This window comes from Pseudomonas sp. S2_A10 (assembly GCF_054668465.1).
This window is the reverse complement of record NZ_CP162773.1, coordinates 1,274,643-1,292,668: the sequence shown is the minus strand read 5'-3', so window position 1 is coordinate 1,292,668 and position 18,026 is coordinate 1,274,643. Positions and strand designations below refer to the sequence as shown.

General features: G+C 54.5%; 13 protein-coding genes, 6 tRNA genes and 3 rRNA genes. 18 read left to right on the top strand and 4 right to left on the bottom strand.

Annotated elements, in window-relative coordinates:
• Positions 1-49 precede the first annotated feature (49 nt).
• Both AB4N41_RS06020 and hemJ read right to left on the bottom strand, forming a co-directional pair.
• Complete coding sequence (locus tag AB4N41_RS06020) at positions 50-1,018, bottom strand: NAD(P)H-dependent flavin oxidoreductase (protein WP_252876992.1); 969 nt, start codon at positions 1,016-1,018, stop codon at positions 50-52.
• A 33-nt stretch (positions 1,019-1,051) separates the two neighbouring features.
• Positions 1,052-1,480 (bottom strand): protoporphyrinogen oxidase HemJ, encoded by a 429-nt coding sequence (gene hemJ / locus AB4N41_RS06015; RefSeq protein WP_039757756.1) that lies wholly within the window; start codon positions 1,478-1,480, stop codon positions 1,052-1,054.
• Positions 1,481-1,614: 134 nt separating this feature from the next.
• Between hemJ and argC the strand changes: the two genes are divergently transcribed.
• Both argC and erpA read left to right on the top strand, forming a co-directional pair.
• Positions 1,615-2,649, top strand: a complete 1,035-nt coding sequence (argC, locus tag AB4N41_RS06010) for an N-acetyl-gamma-glutamyl-phosphate reductase (protein WP_042610443.1) — start codon at positions 1,615-1,617, stop codon at positions 2,647-2,649.
• Between the two features lie 147 nt (positions 2,650-2,796).
• Complete coding sequence (gene erpA / locus AB4N41_RS06005; protein WP_007918905.1) at positions 2,797-3,147, top strand: iron-sulfur cluster insertion protein ErpA; 351 nt, start codon at positions 2,797-2,799, stop codon at positions 3,145-3,147.
• A gap of 69 nt (positions 3,148-3,216) precedes the next feature.
• Here the strand turns inward: erpA and AB4N41_RS06000 are convergent, their stop codons facing one another.
• The gene (locus tag AB4N41_RS06000) at positions 3,217-4,308 is read right to left on the bottom strand and encodes an anhydro-N-acetylmuramic acid kinase (protein WP_252876991.1); all 1,092 of its coding nucleotides are present in this window, start codon (positions 4,306-4,308) and stop codon (positions 3,217-3,219) included.
• A gap of 3 nt (positions 4,309-4,311) precedes the next feature.
• Positions 4,312-5,736, bottom strand: a complete 1,425-nt coding sequence (locus tag AB4N41_RS05995; protein ID WP_252868375.1) for a peptidoglycan DD-metalloendopeptidase family protein — start codon at positions 5,734-5,736, stop codon at positions 4,312-4,314.
• A gap of 212 nt (positions 5,737-5,948) precedes the next feature.
• On the opposite strand from AB4N41_RS05995, the gene tyrS reads away from it, so the two are divergent.
• From tyrS to nusG, 16 genes are all read left to right on the top strand, one after another.
• Positions 5,949-7,148, top strand: coding sequence for a tyrosine--tRNA ligase (tyrS, locus tag AB4N41_RS05990; protein WP_016772931.1), 1,200 nt, complete (start codon positions 5,949-5,951; stop codon positions 7,146-7,148).
• A 553-nt stretch (positions 7,149-7,701) separates the two neighbouring features.
• Positions 7,702-9,238 (top strand): 16S ribosomal RNA (locus AB4N41_RS05985).
• 123 nt (positions 9,239-9,361) lie between these two features.
• Positions 9,362-9,438: transfer RNA gene (locus AB4N41_RS05980), tRNA-Ile, on the top strand.
• Positions 9,439-9,448: 10 nt separating this feature from the next.
• Positions 9,449-9,524, top strand: a tRNA-Ala gene (locus tag AB4N41_RS05975).
• 238 nt (positions 9,525-9,762) lie between these two features.
• A 23S ribosomal RNA gene (locus AB4N41_RS05970) occupies positions 9,763-12,656 on the top strand.
• Positions 12,657-12,810: 154 nt separating this feature from the next.
• Positions 12,811-12,926 (top strand): 5S ribosomal RNA (gene rrf / locus AB4N41_RS05965).
• The 16S, 23S and 5S rRNA genes sit together here with 2 tRNA genes alongside, the layout of an rRNA operon.
• A gap of 132 nt (positions 12,927-13,058) precedes the next feature.
• A complete protein-coding gene (gene birA, locus AB4N41_RS05960) occupies positions 13,059-14,012 on the top strand; it encodes a bifunctional biotin--[acetyl-CoA-carboxylase] ligase/biotin operon repressor BirA (protein ID WP_150638814.1) in 954 nt (317 codons plus the stop codon).
• The gene (locus AB4N41_RS05955; protein ID WP_056786910.1) at positions 14,002-14,754 is read left to right on the top strand and encodes a pantothenate kinase; all 753 of its coding nucleotides are present in this window, start codon (positions 14,002-14,004) and stop codon (positions 14,752-14,754) included. The genes birA and AB4N41_RS05955 overlap by 11 nt, the downstream gene beginning before the upstream one ends.
• 7 nt (positions 14,755-14,761) lie before the next feature.
• The gene (locus tag AB4N41_RS05950; protein WP_095181969.1) at positions 14,762-15,193 is read left to right on the top strand and encodes a hypothetical protein; all 432 of its coding nucleotides are present in this window, start codon (positions 14,762-14,764) and stop codon (positions 15,191-15,193) included.
• A 142-nt stretch (positions 15,194-15,335) separates the two neighbouring features.
• Positions 15,336-15,420: transfer RNA gene (locus tag AB4N41_RS05945), tRNA-Tyr, on the top strand.
• A gap of 25 nt (positions 15,421-15,445) precedes the next feature.
• Positions 15,446-15,519, top strand: a tRNA-Gly gene (locus AB4N41_RS05940).
• A gap of 27 nt (positions 15,520-15,546) precedes the next feature.
• Positions 15,547-15,622 (top strand) — tRNA-Thr (locus tag AB4N41_RS05935).
• Between the two features lie 85 nt (positions 15,623-15,707).
• Positions 15,708-16,901: an elongation factor Tu gene (gene tuf / locus AB4N41_RS05930; RefSeq protein ID WP_064361246.1), complete on the top strand. Its 1,194-nt coding sequence runs from the start codon at positions 15,708-15,710 to the stop codon at positions 16,899-16,901.
• A 53-nt stretch (positions 16,902-16,954) separates the two neighbouring features.
• A tRNA-Trp gene (locus tag AB4N41_RS05925) sits at positions 16,955-17,030 on the top strand.
• 45 nt (positions 17,031-17,075) lie between these two features.
• Entirely contained in the window at positions 17,076-17,444 is a 369-nt protein-coding gene (secE, locus tag AB4N41_RS05920; protein ID WP_252876990.1) for a preprotein translocase subunit SecE, read from the top strand.
• A 9-nt stretch (positions 17,445-17,453) separates the two neighbouring features.
• The gene (gene nusG, locus AB4N41_RS05915; protein ID WP_007957598.1) at positions 17,454-17,987 is read left to right on the top strand and encodes a transcription termination/antitermination protein NusG; all 534 of its coding nucleotides are present in this window, start codon (positions 17,454-17,456) and stop codon (positions 17,985-17,987) included.
• The last annotated feature ends 39 nt before the right edge of the window (positions 17,988-18,026 follow it).

The following is an 18,026-nucleotide window of genomic DNA, read 5'->3' as shown; positions in this document are numbered from 1 at the left end:
CAGTAGTCAGTTCAAGGCCAGTCTGACAGCGACTGGCCGGGGGTATTGCTCAGCGCGGCCAGCGTTCCGGCAGTTGTGCGGCGCGCGCCTGAGCCTGACGATATTCTGCGTCGAGCCGCGCAATCAACTGATCCACGCTTGGCAGATCACCAATCTGGCCCACACCCTGGCCCGCCGACCACACGGTCTTCCAGGCTTTGGCTTCATCGTTGATCGGCTTGAGCTTGTCGCCGAAGTTCACCTCGCCCTTGCCTTGCAGTGCCGCCATGTCGAAACCGGCCGCCTCCAGGCTCTGGCGCATGAAACTGGCCGGCACTCCCGACACTGCTGGAGTATGAATGATGTCGGCAGCCTTGGCTGTCAGCAGCATGTCTTTGTAGGCGTCAGGCGCGTGACTTTCTGTGGTGCCGATAAATCGCGTACCGAAGTAGGCCAAATCCGCACCGAGCAACTGTGCGGCGAGAATCTCATGGCCGTGGTTCAGACATCCTGCAAGCAAGAGTGTCTTGTCGAAGAACTCGCGGATCTCGGCAATCAGCGCAAACGGGCTCCAGGTGCCGGCATGCCCGCCGGCACCGGCCGCGACGGCAATGAGCCCGTCGACACCGGCTTCAGCGGCTTTTTCGGCATGGCGGCGCGTGGTCACGTCGTGAAACACCAGACCGCCATAGCTGTGCACCGCGTCGACCAGTTCCTTCACCGCGCCGAGGCTGGTGATAACGATCGGCACCTTGTGCTCCACGCAGATGTCCAGATCCGCCTGCAGGCGCGGATTGCTGTGGTGAACAATCAGGTTCACCGCATAAGGGGCCGGATTATCCAGAGTCGCCAGGCTTGCTTCGATCTGTTCCAGCCAAGCCTTGAACCCACTGCTTTCGCGTTGGTTCAGCGCCGGAAAGCTGCCGACCACACCATTGCGGCAGCAGGCGATCACCAGTTCCGGATTGGAGATCAGGAACATCGGTGCCGCCACCACGGGCAGACGCAGACGTTGTTCGAGCAAAGCGGGCAGCGACATTGTGAACACCCCGAAGATTTTTATTGATTGAAGTTAGAACGGCTTGACCACGACCAGAATTACGATAGCCAGCAATATCAGAACCGGCACTTCATTGAACCAGCGATAAAAGACATGGCTGCGGGTGTTTTCGCCACGGGCAAAGCGTTTGACCTGCGCGCCGCACATGTGGTGGTAGCCGATCAGCAATACGACCAGGGTCAGTTTGGCATGGATCCAGCCGCCCTGGCTGAAAAGGCTAGGGTTGAGGTAGATCAGCCAGCCACCGAAGATCAGCGTGGCGATCATCGCCGGGCCCATGATGCCGCGATACAGCTTGCGCTCCATGACGCTGAAGCGTTCCTGGCTGATCGTGTCTGCGCTTTGCGCGTGGTAAACGAACAGGCGCGGCAAGTAGAACAGTCCGGCAAACCAGCAGACGACGCTGACAATGTGAAACGCTTTGAGCCATAGATAGAGCATTTTTGGGTATTCCCTCATTCACGGTAGCCAGATAGTAGAGGCTTGAGCGTCCGCGCGTCACCTTGGCGGTTGTCGCAGGCGCGCGCGGCCCCTATTATCGACGGCTTTCCAGTGGGTTCGTTGAGGGCAGGTTTATGGTCAAGGTCGGTATCGTCGGCGGCACGGGTTACACCGGTGTCGAACTGCTGCGTCTGTTGGCACAGCATCCGCAGGCAGAAGTGGTCGTCATCACTTCCCGATCCGAGGCCGGTCTGGCCGTGGCTGACATGTACCCGAACCTGCGCGGTCACTATGACGGGCTGGCGTTTAGCGTGCCGGACGTGAAAACCCTTGGCGCCTGCGATGTGGTTTTCTTCGCCACGCCACACGGTGTGGCTCACGCCTTGGCAGGCGAGCTGCTGGCGGCGGGCACCAAGGTCATCGACCTGTCCGCCGACTTCCGTCTGCAAGACGCTGATGAATGGGCCAAGTGGTACGGCCAGCCGCACGGCGCACCGGAATTGCTGGACGAAGCGGTCTATGGTCTGCCGGAAGTCAATCGCGAGCAGATCAAGAAAGCGCGCCTGATCGCGGTACCAGGTTGCTATCCGACCGCAACGCAATTGGGTTTCCTGCCATTGCTGGAAGCAGGTCTGGCTGACGCATCGCGTTTGATCGCCGACTGCAAATCCGGTGTCAGTGGTGCCGGGCGTGGCGCGGCTGTAGGTTCTTTGTACTCCGAGACGTCGGAAAGCATGAAGGCCTACGCGGTAAAAGGTCATCGCCACCTGCCGGAAATTCGCCAGGGCCTGCGTCGCGCGGCGGGCAAGGATGTCGGCCTGACCTTCGTCCCGCACCTGACGCCGATGATTCGCGGTATTCACTCCACGCTCTATGCGACCGTAGTCGATCGCTCGGTGGATCTGCAGGCGCTGTTCGAAAAGCGCTACGCCAACGAACCGTTCGTCGATGTAATGCCAGCCGGCAGCCATCCGGAAACCCGTAGCGTGCGCGGCGCCAACGTGTGCCGCATCGCCGTGCATCGTCCACAGGATGGCGATCTGGTGGTGGTACTCTCGGTGATTGACAACCTGGTCAAGGGTGCCTCGGGCCAGGCGGTGCAGAACATGAACATTCTGTTCGGACTGGATGAGCGCTTCGGTCTGTCACACGCCGGTATGCTGCCGTAACGGCCGTCACAGGTCAGGCGCCGCAAGCTTGAAGCTCACCGCTTGAAGCTTGCAGCTGCCTTTCTAATAGTTGACCAATTTTCTAGGACAAGCGGATAATGCGCGTCATCACGCATTATGGCGGCGTAACGCCGGGAGATAGTCAGCATGAGCGTCGAATCCTTCACCCCCACGGCTTTGCAATTCACTCAAGGTGCTGCGCACAAGGTGAAGAGCCTGGTCGATGAAGAGGGGAATGATCGCTTGAAGCTGCGCGTATTTGTTACGGGCGGCGGTTGTTCAGGGTTTCAATACGGTTTCACCTTCGATGAAGACGTGGCTGATGACGACACCATTGTCGAGCGCGAAGGCGTGAGTCTGGTGGTTGATCCGATGAGTTTCCAGTACCTGGCCGGCGCGGAGGTGGACTACCAGGAAGGTCTGGAAGGTTCACGCTTCGTGATCAAGAACCCGAACGCGACAACGACTTGTGGTTGCGGGTCGTCGTTCTCGATCTGATCGCGCTTTACAGCACACAACAAAACGCCGCAGAGCCTTTCGGTTCTGCGGCGTTTTTGTTTCTGAAGGTTATGCCGGGTAGATGGCGCCGAGTACGCGCAGGCCGCGAGCGCCGGTGACGCTTGGCCGATTGGCGGCGATGCCTTCCAGGCAGCAATGGGCGAGCCAGGCGAAGGCCATGGCTTCCACCCAATCTGGATCAACCCCGTGAGTTGCGGTGCTGGCGACTTGGGTATTTGGCAGCAGGTCCGCCAGACGTTTCATCAGCGTGGCGTTGTGCGCGCCGCCGCCACAGACCAGCAGTTCCTGAGTGCCCGATTGAGCGCTTTGTAGCGACTCGACGATGGTCAGCGCCGTAAGTTCGAGCAGCGTGGCCTGAACGTCTTCGGCAGCGAAAGTCGGCAGACGCGATAGATGCTGTTCCAGCCATGGCAGATTGAAGACTTCCCGGCCCGTACTTTTCGGGCCTTTGGTCACGAAGAACGGGTCGCTTAGCAGTGCCTTGAGCAGGGTTGGTTCAACCTTGCCGGTTGCAGCCCATTTGCCATCCCGGTCATAGTTCTCGCCACGTTGCCGGTGAATCCAGGCATCCATCAGAACATTCCCCGGGCCGCAGTCGAAACCGGCTACAGGTTTGTTCGGCTCAATCAGGCTGAGATTGCTGAATCCGCCGACATTCAAGACTGCCTGGTTACCAGTACGCTCTTCAAACAAAGCTTCGTGAAAGGCTGGTACCAGAGGCGCACCTTGGCCACCCGCTGCGACATCGCGGCTGCGGAAATCACCGACGACGGTAATACCGGTCAACTCAGTCAGCAGGGCTGGATTACCGATCTGCACGGTAAACCCGCGCGCCGGCTCATGGCGAATGGTCTGACCGTGGCTGCCGATAGCGCGGATTGCTTCGGGCTTGAGTTGTTGCTGCGCGAGGAGGGTGTGAATGCCCGACGCGGCAAGTTCGACCCAGTGTTGCTGGGCAATCGCCGAGCGGGCGATCTCGTCGGGGCCGCTGGCGCACAAGCCAAGCAGCTCGGCGCGCAGGGAGTCAGGCATTGGCAGGTAGTGGGTGGCGATCAGTTTGATCGCCGAGGTCTGCTCGATCAGGGCGATGTCCAGCCCGTCGAGACTGGTTCCGGACATCACACCGATATACAGGGCCATGGCTTAGCGCTTGCTCGAAGCCAGCATGGTGGCCTTCTCTTGATCCATGCGCGCCATCAGTGGCTGGCTCTGCGCGAGGAAGCGCGCGCGTTCGGACTTGGCGATCGGATCGGCCATTGGCAGCTTCTGGCCCAGCGGATCGACGTGAACGCCGTTGACCTGGAACTCATAGTGCAAATGCGGGCCGGTGGACAGTCCGGTGGTGCCGATATAGCCAATGACTTGACCTTGCTTGACGCTGCCACCGGTTTTCACGCCTTTGGCAAAGCCTTGCATATGGCCATAGAGCGTACGGTAAGTGTTGCCGTGCTGAATGATCACAGTGTTGCCATAGCCACCACGACGACCGGCCAGCAACACTTTGCCGTCACCGGCAGCCTTGATTGGCGTACCCCGTGGCGCTGCGTAATCGACACCTTTGTGGGCGCGGATCTTGTTGAGGATCGGGTGCTTGCGGCCCATGGAAAACTTCGAGCTGATGCGGGCGAAGTCAACAGGGGTGCGGATGAAGGCCTTGCGCATGCTGTTGCCATCGGCAGTGTAATAGCTGCTGTTGCCTTGTTTGTTGGTGTAGCGAACGGCGGTGTAAGTCTTGCCGCGGTTGGTGAAGCGCGCCGACAGGATCGGGCCGGTGCCGACGGCCTTGCCGTTGATGACTTTCTGCTCGTAGATCACATCGAATTCATCGCCCTGACGAATGTCCTGCGCGAAGTCGATGTCGTAGCCAAAGACACTGGCCATGTCCATGGTCAGGCTGTGAGAAAGACCGGCGCGGGCTGCGGACTGCGACAGTGAGCTGTTGATGACACCGTGGACGTAGGCAGTGCGAACAGTTGGCTTGGCAGTCACTCGGTTGAACGAATAACCCTTGTCATTCTTGGTCAGGGTGATGGTTTCAACGTCGCTGACCTTGCTGTGCAGGCTGGTCAACTGGCCTTCCGGACTCAGTTCGAACTCGAGTTTCTGGCCGCGCTTGAGCTGGCTGAACTGTTTGGCTTGCTTGTCGCTTGCCAGTACTTCGTGCACGGAGGCTGCAGGCAGACCGACTTTTTCAAACAGGGTAGACAGTGTATCGCCTTTGGAAACCACGACTTCACGGTGCCCAGGCTCTTTCGGTTTCTCAGCAGGCGCCACAGGTGCTGGCGCGGTTTCAGCGGTTTGTGCGGTGTTTTCGTCGCTGTTTTCGATTTGTGCGAACGGCGAAGCTGCGGGCTCGTTTGTGGCTTGAGCCGCATCAGCAGCGTCTTGATCTTGTGTCAGTTGTTCAGCAGGACTTTCCAGTTCAAGACTCAGAGTCGTCTTTTTGGCTTCAACATCGCTGGAGGGAAATACCAGCAGCGCCAGGCTGAGAAGGGCGGCGATTCCACTTGCGGCGAGCAGGTGGGTCTTCGGGTAAAGCGGGGGCGCTTTAGACGGTTCTGTGGTCATAGGTAATTTTTGACTTTGAAATAGATGAATTGGAAAAGATGAATGACATGATGAAGATGAAATAACTGTATAAAATATAACCAAATCATCGCTGAAGCAAGTCTACAGACCTCGGGTCTGTGGATTGGTGTCCGTGCGCCGGGCAAAACTTGTAATTGGTGCGCGTTCTTGTATGGTTGGTTCCCTTTGAATCTGAGCCTTGCGGGTCTGTTATGAAGTCGGTTGAAGAGCAGCTAGCGCTGATTAAACGTGGTGCGGAAGAACTGTTGGTCGAGTCCGAGCTGGTCGAGAAGCTCAAGCGCGGCCAACCGCTGCGTATCAAGGCTGGTTTCGATCCAACCGCTCCGGATCTGCATCTGGGTCATACGGTGCTTATTAATAAGCTGCGCCAGTTCCAGGAGCTGGGGCACCAGGTCATCTTCCTTATAGGTGACTTCACCGGGATGATCGGTGATCCGAGTGGCAAAAGCGCAACGCGTCCACCGCTGACGCGTGAACAGGTTCTGGAAAATGCTGAGACTTACAAGACTCAGGTTTTCAAAATCCTTGATCCGGCGAAAACCGAAGTTGCCTTCAACTCCACCTGGATGGACAAGATGGGGCCGGCGGATTTCATTCGCCTGACTTCGCAATACACGGTCGCTCGCATGCTTGAGCGCGATGACTTCGACAAGCGCTACACCACCAACCAGCCAATCGCTATTCACGAATTCCTCTATCCGCTGGTTCAGGGTTATGACTCGGTCGCGCTGCGCGCCGATGTCGAGCTGGGCGGTACCGATCAGAAATTCAACCTGCTGATGGGGCGTGAGTTGCAGCGTGGGTATGGTCAGGAGGCACAGTGCATTCTGACGATGCCATTGCTGGAAGGTCTGGATGGCGTGAAGAAGATGTCCAAGTCGCTGGGCAACTATGTCGGTATCCAGGAAGCACCAGGCGTCATGTACAGCAAGCTGGTTTCCATCCCGGATGCGCTGATGTGGCGTTACTTCGAGTTGCTCAGCTTTCGCTCAATGGACGAGATCAACGCCTTCCGGGCTGACGTCGAAGCTGGAGCGAATCCACGCGACATCAAAATCAAGCTGGCTGAAGAGATCGTTGCGCGCTTCCATGGTGAAGAGGCTGCGGCGAATGCTCACCGAGGCGCCGGCAACCGTATGAAGGATGGCGAGCTTCCAGATGACTTGCCTGAGATCGAGCTGTCTTCGGTTGAGGATATGCCGATCGCGGCCGTCCTTAATAAGGCAGGCCTGGTGAAGAACTCGGCGGCGGCGCGTGATCTGTTGGCGGCGGGCGGAGTTCGGGTCGATGGTGAAGTGGTTGATCGCTCCTTTATATATGTACTGGGCACGACTCACGTTTGTCAGGCCGGCAAGAAGGCTTTTGCACGTATTACGCTGAAATCTGAATAAAGTTGGAATTGGGGGTTGACGGCGAATTTTAGAAGTCTATAATTCGCCCCACTTCCGGCGCAGTCGAAACGGAAAACTCCTTGAGATTCAAAGAGTTACGCAGTTTTCGACGGCGGCTTGCTTCAGATCATCGAAGTCTGGAAGGAGTTGAAAGAGCAGTGATGTGTAGCTCTTTTAACGGTTCGATCTTCTCGGTCGAAAGCGGAGAAAAAGAGGTGTTGACAGCAGCGATTAACGCTGTAGAATTCGCCTCCCGCTAACGAGAGATCGGAAGCGCAAGTGGTTGAAGTTGTTGAAGAATTCTTCGAAAACTTCTGAAAATAATCACTTGACAGCAAATGAGGCTGCTGTAGAATGCGCGCCTCGGTTGAGACGAAAGATCTTAACCAACCGCTCTTTAACAACTGAATCAAGCAATTCGTGTGGGTGCTTGTGCAGTCAGACTGATAGTCAACAAGATTATCAGCATCACAAGTTACTCCGCGAGAAATCAAAGATGTAACCAACGATTGCTGAGCCAAGTTTAGGGTTTCTTAAAAACCCAAAGATGTTTGAACTGAAGAGTTTGATCATGGCTCAGATTGAACGCTGGCGGCAGGCCTAACACATGCAAGTCGAGCGGATGAGAGGAGCTTGCTCCTGGATTCAGCGGCGGACGGGTGAGTAATGCCTAGGAATCTGCCTGGTAGTGGGGGACAACGTTTCGAAAGGAACGCTAATACCGCATACGTCCTACGGGAGAAAGCAGGGGACCTTCGGGCCTTGCGCTATCAGATGAGCCTAGGTCGGATTAGCTAGTTGGTGAGGTAATGGCTCACCAAGGCGACGATCCGTAACTGGTCTGAGAGGATGATCAGTCACACTGGAACTGAGACACGGTCCAGACTCCTACGGGAGGCAGCAGTGGGGAATATTGGACAATGGGCGAAAGCCTGATCCAGCCATGCCGCGTGTGTGAAGAAGGTCTTCGGATTGTAAAGCACTTTAAGTTGGGAGGAAGGGCAGTAAATTAATACTTTGCTGTTTTGACGTTACCGACAGAATAAGCACCGGCTAACTCTGTGCCAGCAGCCGCGGTAATACAGAGGGTGCAAGCGTTAATCGGAATTACTGGGCGTAAAGCGCGCGTAGGTGGTTTGTTAAGTTGGATGTGAAATCCCCGGGCTCAACCTGGGAACTGCATCCAAAACTGGCAAGCTAGAGTATGGTAGAGGGTGGTGGAATTTCCTGTGTAGCGGTGAAATGCGTAGATATAGGAAGGAACACCAGTGGCGAAGGCGACCACCTGGACTGATACTGACACTGAGGTGCGAAAGCGTGGGGAGCAAACAGGATTAGATACCCTGGTAGTCCACGCCGTAAACGATGTCAACTAGCCGTTGGGAGCCTTGAGCTCTTAGTGGCGCAGCTAACGCATTAAGTTGACCGCCTGGGGAGTACGGCCGCAAGGTTAAAACTCAAATGAATTGACGGGGGCCCGCACAAGCGGTGGAGCATGTGGTTTAATTCGAAGCAACGCGAAGAACCTTACCAGGCCTTGACATCCAATGAACTTTCCAGAGATGGATTGGTGCCTTCGGGAACATTGAGACAGGTGCTGCATGGCTGTCGTCAGCTCGTGTCGTGAGATGTTGGGTTAAGTCCCGTAACGAGCGCAACCCTTGTCCTTAGTTACCAGCACGTAATGGTGGGCACTCTAAGGAGACTGCCGGTGACAAACCGGAGGAAGGTGGGGATGACGTCAAGTCATCATGGCCCTTACGGCCTGGGCTACACACGTGCTACAATGGTCGGTACAAAGGGTTGCCAAGCCGCGAGGTGGAGCTAATCCCATAAAACCGATCGTAGTCCGGATCGCAGTCTGCAACTCGACTGCGTGAAGTCGGAATCGCTAGTAATCGCGAATCAGAATGTCGCGGTGAATACGTTCCCGGGCCTTGTACACACCGCCCGTCACACCATGGGAGTGGGTTGCACCAGAAGTAGCTAGTCTAACCTTCGGGAGGACGGTTACCACGGTGTGATTCATGACTGGGGTGAAGTCGTAACAAGGTAGCCGTAGGGGAACCTGCGGCTGGATCACCTCCTTAATCGACGACATCAGCTGCTGCATGAGCTCCCACACGAATTGCTTGATTCATTGAAGAAGACGATAGAAGCAGCTTTAAGCTCCAAGCTGATAGCTCTGAGCTAACAGTTACAAGCTCGAAATTGGGTCTGTAGCTCAGTTGGTTAGAGCGCACCCCTGATAAGGGTGAGGTCGGCAGTTCGAATCTGCCCAGACCCACCAATTTTGTTATGGGGCCATAGCTCAGCTGGGAGAGCGCCTGCCTTGCACGCAGGAGGTCAGCGGTTCGATCCCGCTTGGCTCCACCATAAACTGCTTCGAAGTTTGAGAGTTTAGAAATGAATATTCGTACTGAATATTGATTTCTAGTCTTTTGATTAGATCGTTCTTTAAAAATTTGGGTATGTGATAGAAAGATAGACTGAACGTTACTTTCACTGGTAACGGATCAGGCTAAGGTAAAATTTGTGAGTTCTCTTAGTTGAGAAATTCGAATTTTCGGCGAATGTCGTCTTCACAGTATAACCAGATTGCTTGGGGTTATATGGTCAAGTGAAGAAGCGCATACGGTGGATGCCTTGGCAGTCAGAGGCGATGAAAGACGTGGTAGCCTGCGAAAAGCTTCGGGGAGTCGGCAAACAGACTTTGATCCGGAGATGTCTGAATGGGGGAACCCAGCCATCATAAGATGGTTATCTTGTACTGAATACATAGGTGCAAGAGGCGAACCAGGGGAACTGAAACATCTAAGTACCCTGAGGAAAAGAAATCAACCGAGATTCCCTTAGTAGTGGCGAGCGAACGGGGACTAGCCCTTAAGTGGCTTTGAGATTAGCGGAACGCTCTGGAAAGTGCGGCCATAGTGGGTGATAGCCCTGTACGCGAAAATCTCTTAGTCATGAAATCGAGTAGGACGGAGCACGAGAAACTTTGTCTGAATATGGGGGGACCATCCTCCAAGGCTAAATACTACTGACTGACCGATAGTGAACTAGTACCGTGAGGGAAAGGCGAAAAGAACCCCGGAGAGGGGAGTGAAATAGATCCTGAAACCGTATGCGTACAAGCAGTGGGAGCAGACTTTGTTCTGTGACTGCGTACCTTTTGTATAATGGGTCAGCGACTTATTTTCAGTGGCGAGCTTAACCGAATAGGGGAGGCGTAGCGAAAGCGAGTCTTAATAGGGCGTCTAGTCGCTGGGAATAGACCCGAAACCGGGCGATCTATCCATGGGCAGGTTGAAGGTTAGGTAACACTGACTGGAGGACCGAACCGACTACCGTTGAAAAGTTAGCGGATGACCTGTGGATCGGAGTGAAAGGCTAATCAAGCTCGGAGATAGCTGGTTCTCCTCGAAAGCTATTTAGGTAGCGCCTCATGTATCACTGTAGGGGGTAGAGCACTGTTTCGGCTAGGGGGTCATCCCGACTTACCAAACCGATGCAAACTCCGAATACCTACAAGTGCCGAGCATGGGAGACACACGGCGGGTGCTAACGTCCGTCGTGAAAAGGGAAACAACCCAGACCGTCAGCTAAGGTCCCAAAGTTATGGTTAAGTGGGAAACGATGTGGGAAGGCTTAGACAGCTAGGAGGTTGGCTTAGAAGCAGCCACCCTTTAAAGAAAGCGTAATAGCTCACTAGTCGAGTCGGCCTGCGCGGAAGATGTAACGGGGCTCAAACCATACACCGAAGCTACGGGTATCACCTTCGGGTGATGCGGTAGAGGAGCGTTCTGTAAGCCTGTGAAGGTGAGTTGAGAAGCTTGCTGGAGGTATCAGAAGTGCGAATGCTGACATGAGTAACGACAATGGGTGTGAAAAACACCCACGCCGAAAGACCAAGGTTTCCTGCGCAACGTTAATCGACGCAGGGTTAGTCGGTCCCTAAGGCGAGGCTGAAAAGCGTAGTCGATGGAAAACAGGTTAATATTCCTGTACTTCTGGTTATTGCGATGGAGGGACGGAGAAGGCTAGGCCAGCTTGGCGTTGGTTGTCCAAGTTTAAGGTGGTAGGCTGAGATCTTAGGTAAATCCGGGATCTTAAGGCCGAGAGCTGATGACGAGTGTTCTTTTAGAACACGAAGTGGTTGATGCCATGCTTCCAAGAAAAGCTTCTAAGCTTCAGGTAACCAGGAACCGTACCCCAAACCGACACAGGTGGTTGGGTAGAGAATACCAAGGCGCTTGAGAGAACTCGGGTGAAGGAACTAGGCAAAATGGCACCGTAACTTCGGGAGAAGGTGCGCCGGTGAGGGTGAAGGACTTGCTCCGTAAGCTCATGCCGGTCGAAGATACCAGGCCGCTGCGACTGTTTATTAAAAACACAGCACTCTGCAAACACGAAAGTGGACGTATAGGGTGTGACGCCTGCCCGGTGCCGGAAGGTTAATTGATGGGGTTAGCTAACGCGAAGCTCTTGATCGAAGCCCCGGTAAACGGCGGCCGTAACTATAACGGTCCTAAGGTAGCGAAATTCCTTGTCGGGTAAGTTCCGACCTGCACGAATGGCGTAACGATGGCGGCGCTGTCTCCACCCGAGACTCAGTGAAATTGAAATCGCTGTGAAGATGCAGTGTATCCGCGGCTAGACGGAAAGACCCCGTGAACCTTTACTATAGCTTTGCACTGGACTTTGAATTTGCTTGTGTAGGATAGGTGGGAGGCTTTGAAGCGTGGACGCCAGTTCGCGTGGAGCCATCCTTGAAATACCACCCTGGCAACTTTGAGGTTCTAACTCAGGTCCGTTATCCGGATCGAGGACAGTGTATGGTGGGTAGTTTGACTGGGGCGGTCTCCTCCTAAAGAGTAACGGAGGAGTACGAAGGTGCGCTCAGACCGGTCGGAAATCGGTCGTAGAGTATAAAGGCAAAAGCGCGCTTGACTGCGAGACAGACACGTCGAGCAGGTACGAAAGTAGGTCTTAGTGATCCGGTGGTTCTGTATGGAAGGGCCATCGCTCAACGGATAAAAGGTACTCCGGGGATAACAGGCTGATACCGCCCAAGAGTTCATATCGACGGCGGTGTTTGGCACCTCGATGTCGGCTCATCACATCCTGGGGCTGAAGCCGGTCCCAAGGGTATGGCTGTTCGCCATTTAAAGTGGTACGCGAGCTGGGTTTAGAACGTCGTGAGACAGTTCGGTCCCTATCTGCCGTGGACGTTTGAGATTTGAGAGGGGCTGCTCCTAGTACGAGAGGACCGGAGTGGACGAACCTCTGGTGTTCCGGTTGTCACGCCAGTGGCATTGCCGGGTAGCTATGTTCGGGAAAGATAACCGCTGAAAGCATCTAAGCGGGAAACTTGCCTCAAGATGAGATCTCACTGGAACCTTGAGTTCCCTGAAGGGCCGTCGAAGACTACGACGTTGATAGGTTGGGTGTGTAAGCGCTGTGAGGCGTTGAGCTAACCAATACTAATTGCCCGTGAGGCTTGACCATATAACACCCAAGCAATTTGCTGACCTGAAAAGGCACCAGATTGCGGTGTGTGAAGACGAAACGAACCGAAAGTTCGAAATTCACAAACACCTAGCTGTCACATACCCAATTTGCTGAAGCGAGGCCGTCTGGTCCCGAGTCAGTACCCGAATTTCTTGACGACCATAGAGCGTTGGAACCACCTGATCCCATCCCGAACTCAGCAGTGAAACGATGCATCGCCGATGGTAGTGTGGGGTTTCCCCATGTGAGAGTAGGTCATCGTCAAGATTAAATTCCGAAACCCCAATTGCGAAAGCAGTTGGGGTTTTGTTTTGCCTGCGAGAAATGTGTCCGCTTGATTTCTATGCAACGGCCCGGGGCATGGCTATTATGCGGGCCTCATTATGAGGCGATACCTGCATGCTGACGTTGTTGAACCTACTGAAGGATGGACGATTCCATTCCGGACAGGACTTGGGCGTTGCCCTGGGAATTAGCCGAAGTGCTGTATGGAAGCAGCTACAACAGCTTGAAGCTGAACTCGGCCTGTCGATCCATAAAGTTCGCGGTCGCGGATATCAATTGTCGGCGCCTCTGATGCTCCTTGATCCACTTGAAATAACCAGGAAGATGCCCGAATGGCCGGTGCGTGTGTTCGACTCCGTCGACTCGACAAATGCCGAAGCTCTGCGCTCCATCAGCGAGGGCGCCCCCGCGCCGTTTTTGGTGCTCGCGGAGCGACAATTGGCAGGCCGTGGTCGTCGAGGCCGCAAGTGGGTGAGCCCATTTGCGGAAAATCTTTATTACAGCCTGGTTCTTCGAATAGATGGCGGCATGCGTCAGCTTGAGGGGTTGAGCCTTGTTGTTGGCTTGGCCGTGATGCAGACCTTGCGAAGCGCCGGCGTGCCCAATGCCGGTTTGAAGTGGCCCAACGATGTTTTGGTGGGTAACAAGAAAATAGCCGGCATCCTGCTCGAACTCGTCGGCGATCCGGCGGATGTATGTCATGTTGTATTGGGTATAGGAATCAACGTGAATATGCAGGTTGCCGATGAGGTCGACCAGCAATGGACTTCTATAAAACTGGAGTCAGGCAAAGCCTGCGATCGCAATGCTCTGGTGGTTGAGTTGAGTAATCAACTCAAAGCTTATACCCATAAACACCAGCTCAACGGGTTCGCAAGTCTGCAGGCAGAATGGGCGGAAAATCATCTGTGGCAGGGTCGATCCGTGTCGTTGATCGCGGGTAACAGCCATATCGATGGGATAGTGCTCGGGATTGATAGCCAAGGCGGGTTGCGCTTGATTGTAGATGGTGTTGAAAAAGTCTTTAGTGGTGGAGAGCTCAGCCTGAGGTTGCGTGATGATTCTTGAGCTTGACTGCGGCAATAGTTTTATCAAATGGCGCGTGCTGGATGCGTCGGCGAGTGGGCTGGTCTCGGAAGGAGTTGTAGATTCCAATCAGGCTTTGCTTGAGAGTCTACGGATCATAAAGTCGCTCTCGCTGCGCAAGTGTCGTTTGGTAAGCGTCAGGACTAACGAGGAAACCAGCGCTTTAACCGAAATGCTTGAGCGCGCGTTCGGTATTCCTATCGTGTGTGCGAAACCCGCCCGCGAGATGTCCGGTGTTCGAAACGGCTATGAAGACTATGAGCGTCTGGGGCTTGATCGCTGGCTGGCGATGCTCGGCGGCTTCCACCTGGCTGCCGGAAGTGCTTGCCTGGTTCTCGATTTCGGTACCGCGGTCACTGCCGATTTTGTCGCGGCTGACGGTGAGCATCTCGGGGGGTTCATTTGTCCTGGTATGCCTTTGATGCGAAACCAGTTGCGCACCCATACCCGTAAAATTCGTTATGGTGATGAAGCAGCAGAGCGCGCCCTTTCCAGTCACGTCCCGGGACGGACCACCGTTGAAGCGGTGGAGCGCGGTTGTTCTTTGATGCTGAGGGGCTTCGTTCTCACTCAATTAGAGCTGGCTCGAGCGTACTGGGGAGAGCAATTCGCCGTCTTTATTACGGGAGGGGATGCCGAGTTGGTTAAAGGCGTCGCGCCTGACGCCAGGGTTGTGCCCGACCTGGTTTTTGTCGGCTTGGCGATGGCTTGTCCCTTGTCTTGAGGTTTATATGCGTTGGTTGTTCCTGCTGCTGGTTGTACTCAATGTTTTTTACTATGTCTGGCATCAGCAGGAAGCGCCCTTGCGAGCCAAAGATGTAACGCCTCTTAATCTGTATCGTGGTTCGCAGCAGGATATCCGTCTGCTGAGCGAAACCGCAGGTGAAGGTCGAAGAGGCGAGGTGGCGCCGCGTCAGCAGTGCTTGTTCCTTGGTGGATTTTCTGACGAAGATTCAATTGCCAGGTTGCAACAGCGTCTGGTGGCGATGAAAGTCAATGTGCAATCCCTGCCGAAAGATGCTGCCGGAAGCGGGTACTGGCTGGCAGCTGCGCCGGACAGCCAGCGTTTGTTGGGCGATCTGCAGTTGCAAAACCTTTCCAAGGAATTCAATGAGTTAAAACATAAAATAATGCTGTGCGAAGGGGTTGCACCTGCTCAATAGTTTGCATAGAATGGCGCCCGCTCCACAGCGAACACCTTAAACGGGATTCGAAGTGAAGCGTGTCAACGCAGCTAACCTCAGGTTTTTAAATGAGAAAATGCTTGACAGGGGTTTAGCATGATATAGAATGCCGGCCTGATTAGGAGGGGTTCCCGAGCGGCCAAAGGGATCAGACTGTAAATCTGACGTCTACGACTTCGAAGGTTCGAATCCTTCTCCCTCCACCAGATTTAAGCGTGAGCTGCAGGCTCCGCGGGTATAGTTTAGTGGTAGAACCTCAGCCTTCCAAGCTGATGATGCGGGTTCGATTCCCGCTACCCGCTCCAAGTTTGCAGGTTGTGCAAAAGGGTTTTGCTCTTGTAGCTCAGTTGGTAGAGCACACCCTTGGTAAGGGTGAGGTCAGCGGTTCAAATCCGCTCAAGAGCTCCATATAACAAGGCAGATATGAAAATATCTGCCTTTGTTTTAATGGTTGATATTGTTTGTCTAATTTCTTCTGTAGAGGGTGATATCGATGGCTAAGGAAAAATTTGATCGTTCCCTGCCCCACGTCAACGTTGGGACCATTGGTCACGTTGACCACGGTAAAACCACTCTGACTGCTGCTCTGACTCGCGTTTGCTCCGAGGTTTTCGGTTCTGCAATCGTTGACTTCGACAAGATCGACAGCGCACCAGAAGAAAAAGCTCGCGGTATCACCATCAACACCGCGCACGTTGAGTACAACTCGAAGATCCGTCACTACGCTCACGTTGACTGCCCAGGTCACGCTGACTACGTGAAGAACATGATCACCGGTGCTGCTCAGATGGACGGCGCTATCCTGGTTTGCTCGGCCGCTGATGGTCCGATGCCGCAAACCCGTGAGCACATCCTGCTGTCCCGTCAGGTTGGCGTTCCGTACATCGTGGTCTTCCTGAACAAGGCTGACCTGGTAGACGATGCTGAGCTGCTGGAACTGGTTGAGATGGAAGTTCGTGACCTGCTGTCGACTTACGACTTCCCGGGCGACGACACTCCGATCATCATCGGTTCGGCTCGTATGGCGCTGGAAGGCAAAGACGACAACGAGATGGGCACCACTGCCGTCAAGAAACTGGTTGAAACTCTGGATGCCTACATCCCAGAGCCAGTTCGTATGATCGATAAGCCATTCCTGATGCCAATCGAAGACGTATTCTCGATCTCGGGTCGCGGTACTGTTGTGACTGGTCGTATCGAGCGCGGTATCGTTCGCGTTCAGGACCCGCTGGAAATCGTTGGTCTGCGTGATACCACCGTTACTACTTGCACCGGTGTTGAAATGTTCCGCAAGCTGCTCGACGAAGGTCGTGCCGGCGAGAACTGCGGCGTTCTGCTGCGTGGTACCAAGCGTGATGACGTTGAGCGTGGCCAGGTTCTGGTCAAGCCAGGTTCGGTCAAGCCGCACACCAAGTTCACCGCAGAAGTTTACGTTCTGAGCAAGGAAGAAGGCGGTCGTCACACTCCGTTCTTCAAAGGCTACCGTCCACAGTTCTACTTCCGTACTACTGACGTGACTGGTAACTGCGAGCTGCCAGAAGGCGTTGAAATGGTAATGCCAGGTGACAACATTCAGATGACTGTTACCCTGATCAAAACCATCGCGATGGAAGACGGTCTGCGTTTCGCTATCCGTGAAGGCGGTCGTACCGTCGGCGCTGGCGTCGTAGCAAAAATCATCGAATAAGCGGTTGTAATGTATTTTTCGGGCCGGCATAATGGTCGGCCTGATTTTGTTTTAGGTCAGTAGCTCAATTGGCAGAGCGACGGTCTCCAAAACCGTAGGTTGGGGGTTCGATTCCCTCCTGACCTGCCAGATTCACTCGGTGTATCTGGCTTTCTTTTCACAGGATCTTCATAGATGACTCCTAAAGCTGAAGCTCAAGGCTCTCGCTTCGATCTGCTCAAGTGGCTTGTAGTAGTCGCTCTAGTGGTTGTTGGCGTTGTTGGCAATCAGTATTACGCTGGTTCGCCGATCCTGTACCGTGTACTCGCTTTGCTTGCCATTGCTGCCGTAGCTGCCTTTGTAGGCCTGCAAACCGCGAAGGGCAAGTCTTTCTTTGTACTGGTTAAGGAAGCTCGCACCGAGATTCGTAAAGTCGTGTGGCCAACTCGCCAAGAAACCACGCAGACCACGCTGATTGTCGTGGCTGTTGTTCTGGTTATGGCGTTGCTGTTGTGGGGTCTTGATTCCCTGCTCGGCTGGCTTGTTTCCTTGATTGTCGGCTAAGGGTGTCCCGTGGCTAAGCGTTGGTATGTTGTGCATGCTTACTCGGGTTACGAGAAGCATGTGATGCGCTCGCTGATCGAGCGCGTAAAGCTGGCTGGCATGGAAGATGGCTTCGGCGAGATTCTGGTTCCCACTGAAGAAGTGGTTGAGATGCGTAACGGCCAGAAGCGCAAAAGCGAACGGAAGTTCTTTCCAGGCTATGTGCTGGTCCAGATGGATATGAACGAGGGTACTTGGCACTTGGTCAAGGATACTCCTCGGGTGATGGGTTTTATCGGCGGTACCGCTGACAAGCCTGCGCCAATTACAGATAAAGAGGCAGAAGCGATTCTGCGTCGCGTTGCTGATGGTAGCGACAAGCCTAAGCCGAAGACATTGTTCGAGCCAGGTGAGACGGTGCGTGTCAACGACGGTCCATTCGCTGATTTCAATGGCGTTGTGGAAGAAGTTAACTACGAAAAGAGCCGGATCCAAGTGGCTGTGCTCATTTTCGGTCGCTCTACTCCGGTGGAGCTCGAGTTCAGTCAGGTCGAGAAGGTCTAACTGGACAAGCAATCCCAACCCCGCAGCCTTAGGCTGTGG

What these genes read in the sequence shown, in the direction of transcription:
- birA (WP_150638814.1), top strand. Translation starts at nt 13,059, where the DNA reads ATGCTGACGTTGTTGAACCTACTGAAGGATGGACGATTCCATTCCGGA.
- hemJ (WP_039757756.1), bottom strand. Translation starts at nt 1,480, where the DNA reads ATGCTCTATCTATGGCTCAAAGCGTTTCACATTGTCAGCGTCGTCTGC.
- AB4N41_RS06000 (WP_252876991.1), bottom strand. Translation starts at nt 4,308, where the DNA reads ATGGCCCTGTATATCGGTGTGATGTCCGGAACCAGTCTCGACGGGCTG.
- AB4N41_RS05955 (WP_056786910.1), top strand. Translation starts at nt 14,002, where the DNA reads ATGATTCTTGAGCTTGACTGCGGCAATAGTTTTATCAAATGGCGCGTG.
- argC (WP_042610443.1), top strand. Translation starts at nt 1,615, where the DNA reads ATGGTCAAGGTCGGTATCGTCGGCGGCACGGGTTACACCGGTGTCGAA.
- secE (WP_252876990.1), top strand. Translation starts at nt 17,076, where the DNA reads ATGACTCCTAAAGCTGAAGCTCAAGGCTCTCGCTTCGATCTGCTCAAG.
- erpA (WP_007918905.1), top strand. Translation starts at nt 2,797, where the DNA reads ATGAGCGTCGAATCCTTCACCCCCACGGCTTTGCAATTCACTCAAGGT.
- AB4N41_RS05995 (WP_252868375.1), bottom strand. Translation starts at nt 5,736, where the DNA reads ATGACCACAGAACCGTCTAAAGCGCCCCCGCTTTACCCGAAGACCCAC.
- AB4N41_RS05950 (WP_095181969.1), top strand. Translation starts at nt 14,762, where the DNA reads ATGCGTTGGTTGTTCCTGCTGCTGGTTGTACTCAATGTTTTTTACTAT.
- tyrS (WP_016772931.1), top strand. Translation starts at nt 5,949, where the DNA reads ATGAAGTCGGTTGAAGAGCAGCTAGCGCTGATTAAACGTGGTGCGGAA.
- AB4N41_RS06020 (WP_252876992.1), bottom strand. Translation starts at nt 1,018, where the DNA reads ATGTCGCTGCCCGCTTTGCTCGAACAACGTCTGCGTCTGCCCGTGGTG.
- tuf (WP_064361246.1), top strand. Translation starts at nt 15,708, where the DNA reads ATGGCTAAGGAAAAATTTGATCGTTCCCTGCCCCACGTCAACGTTGGG.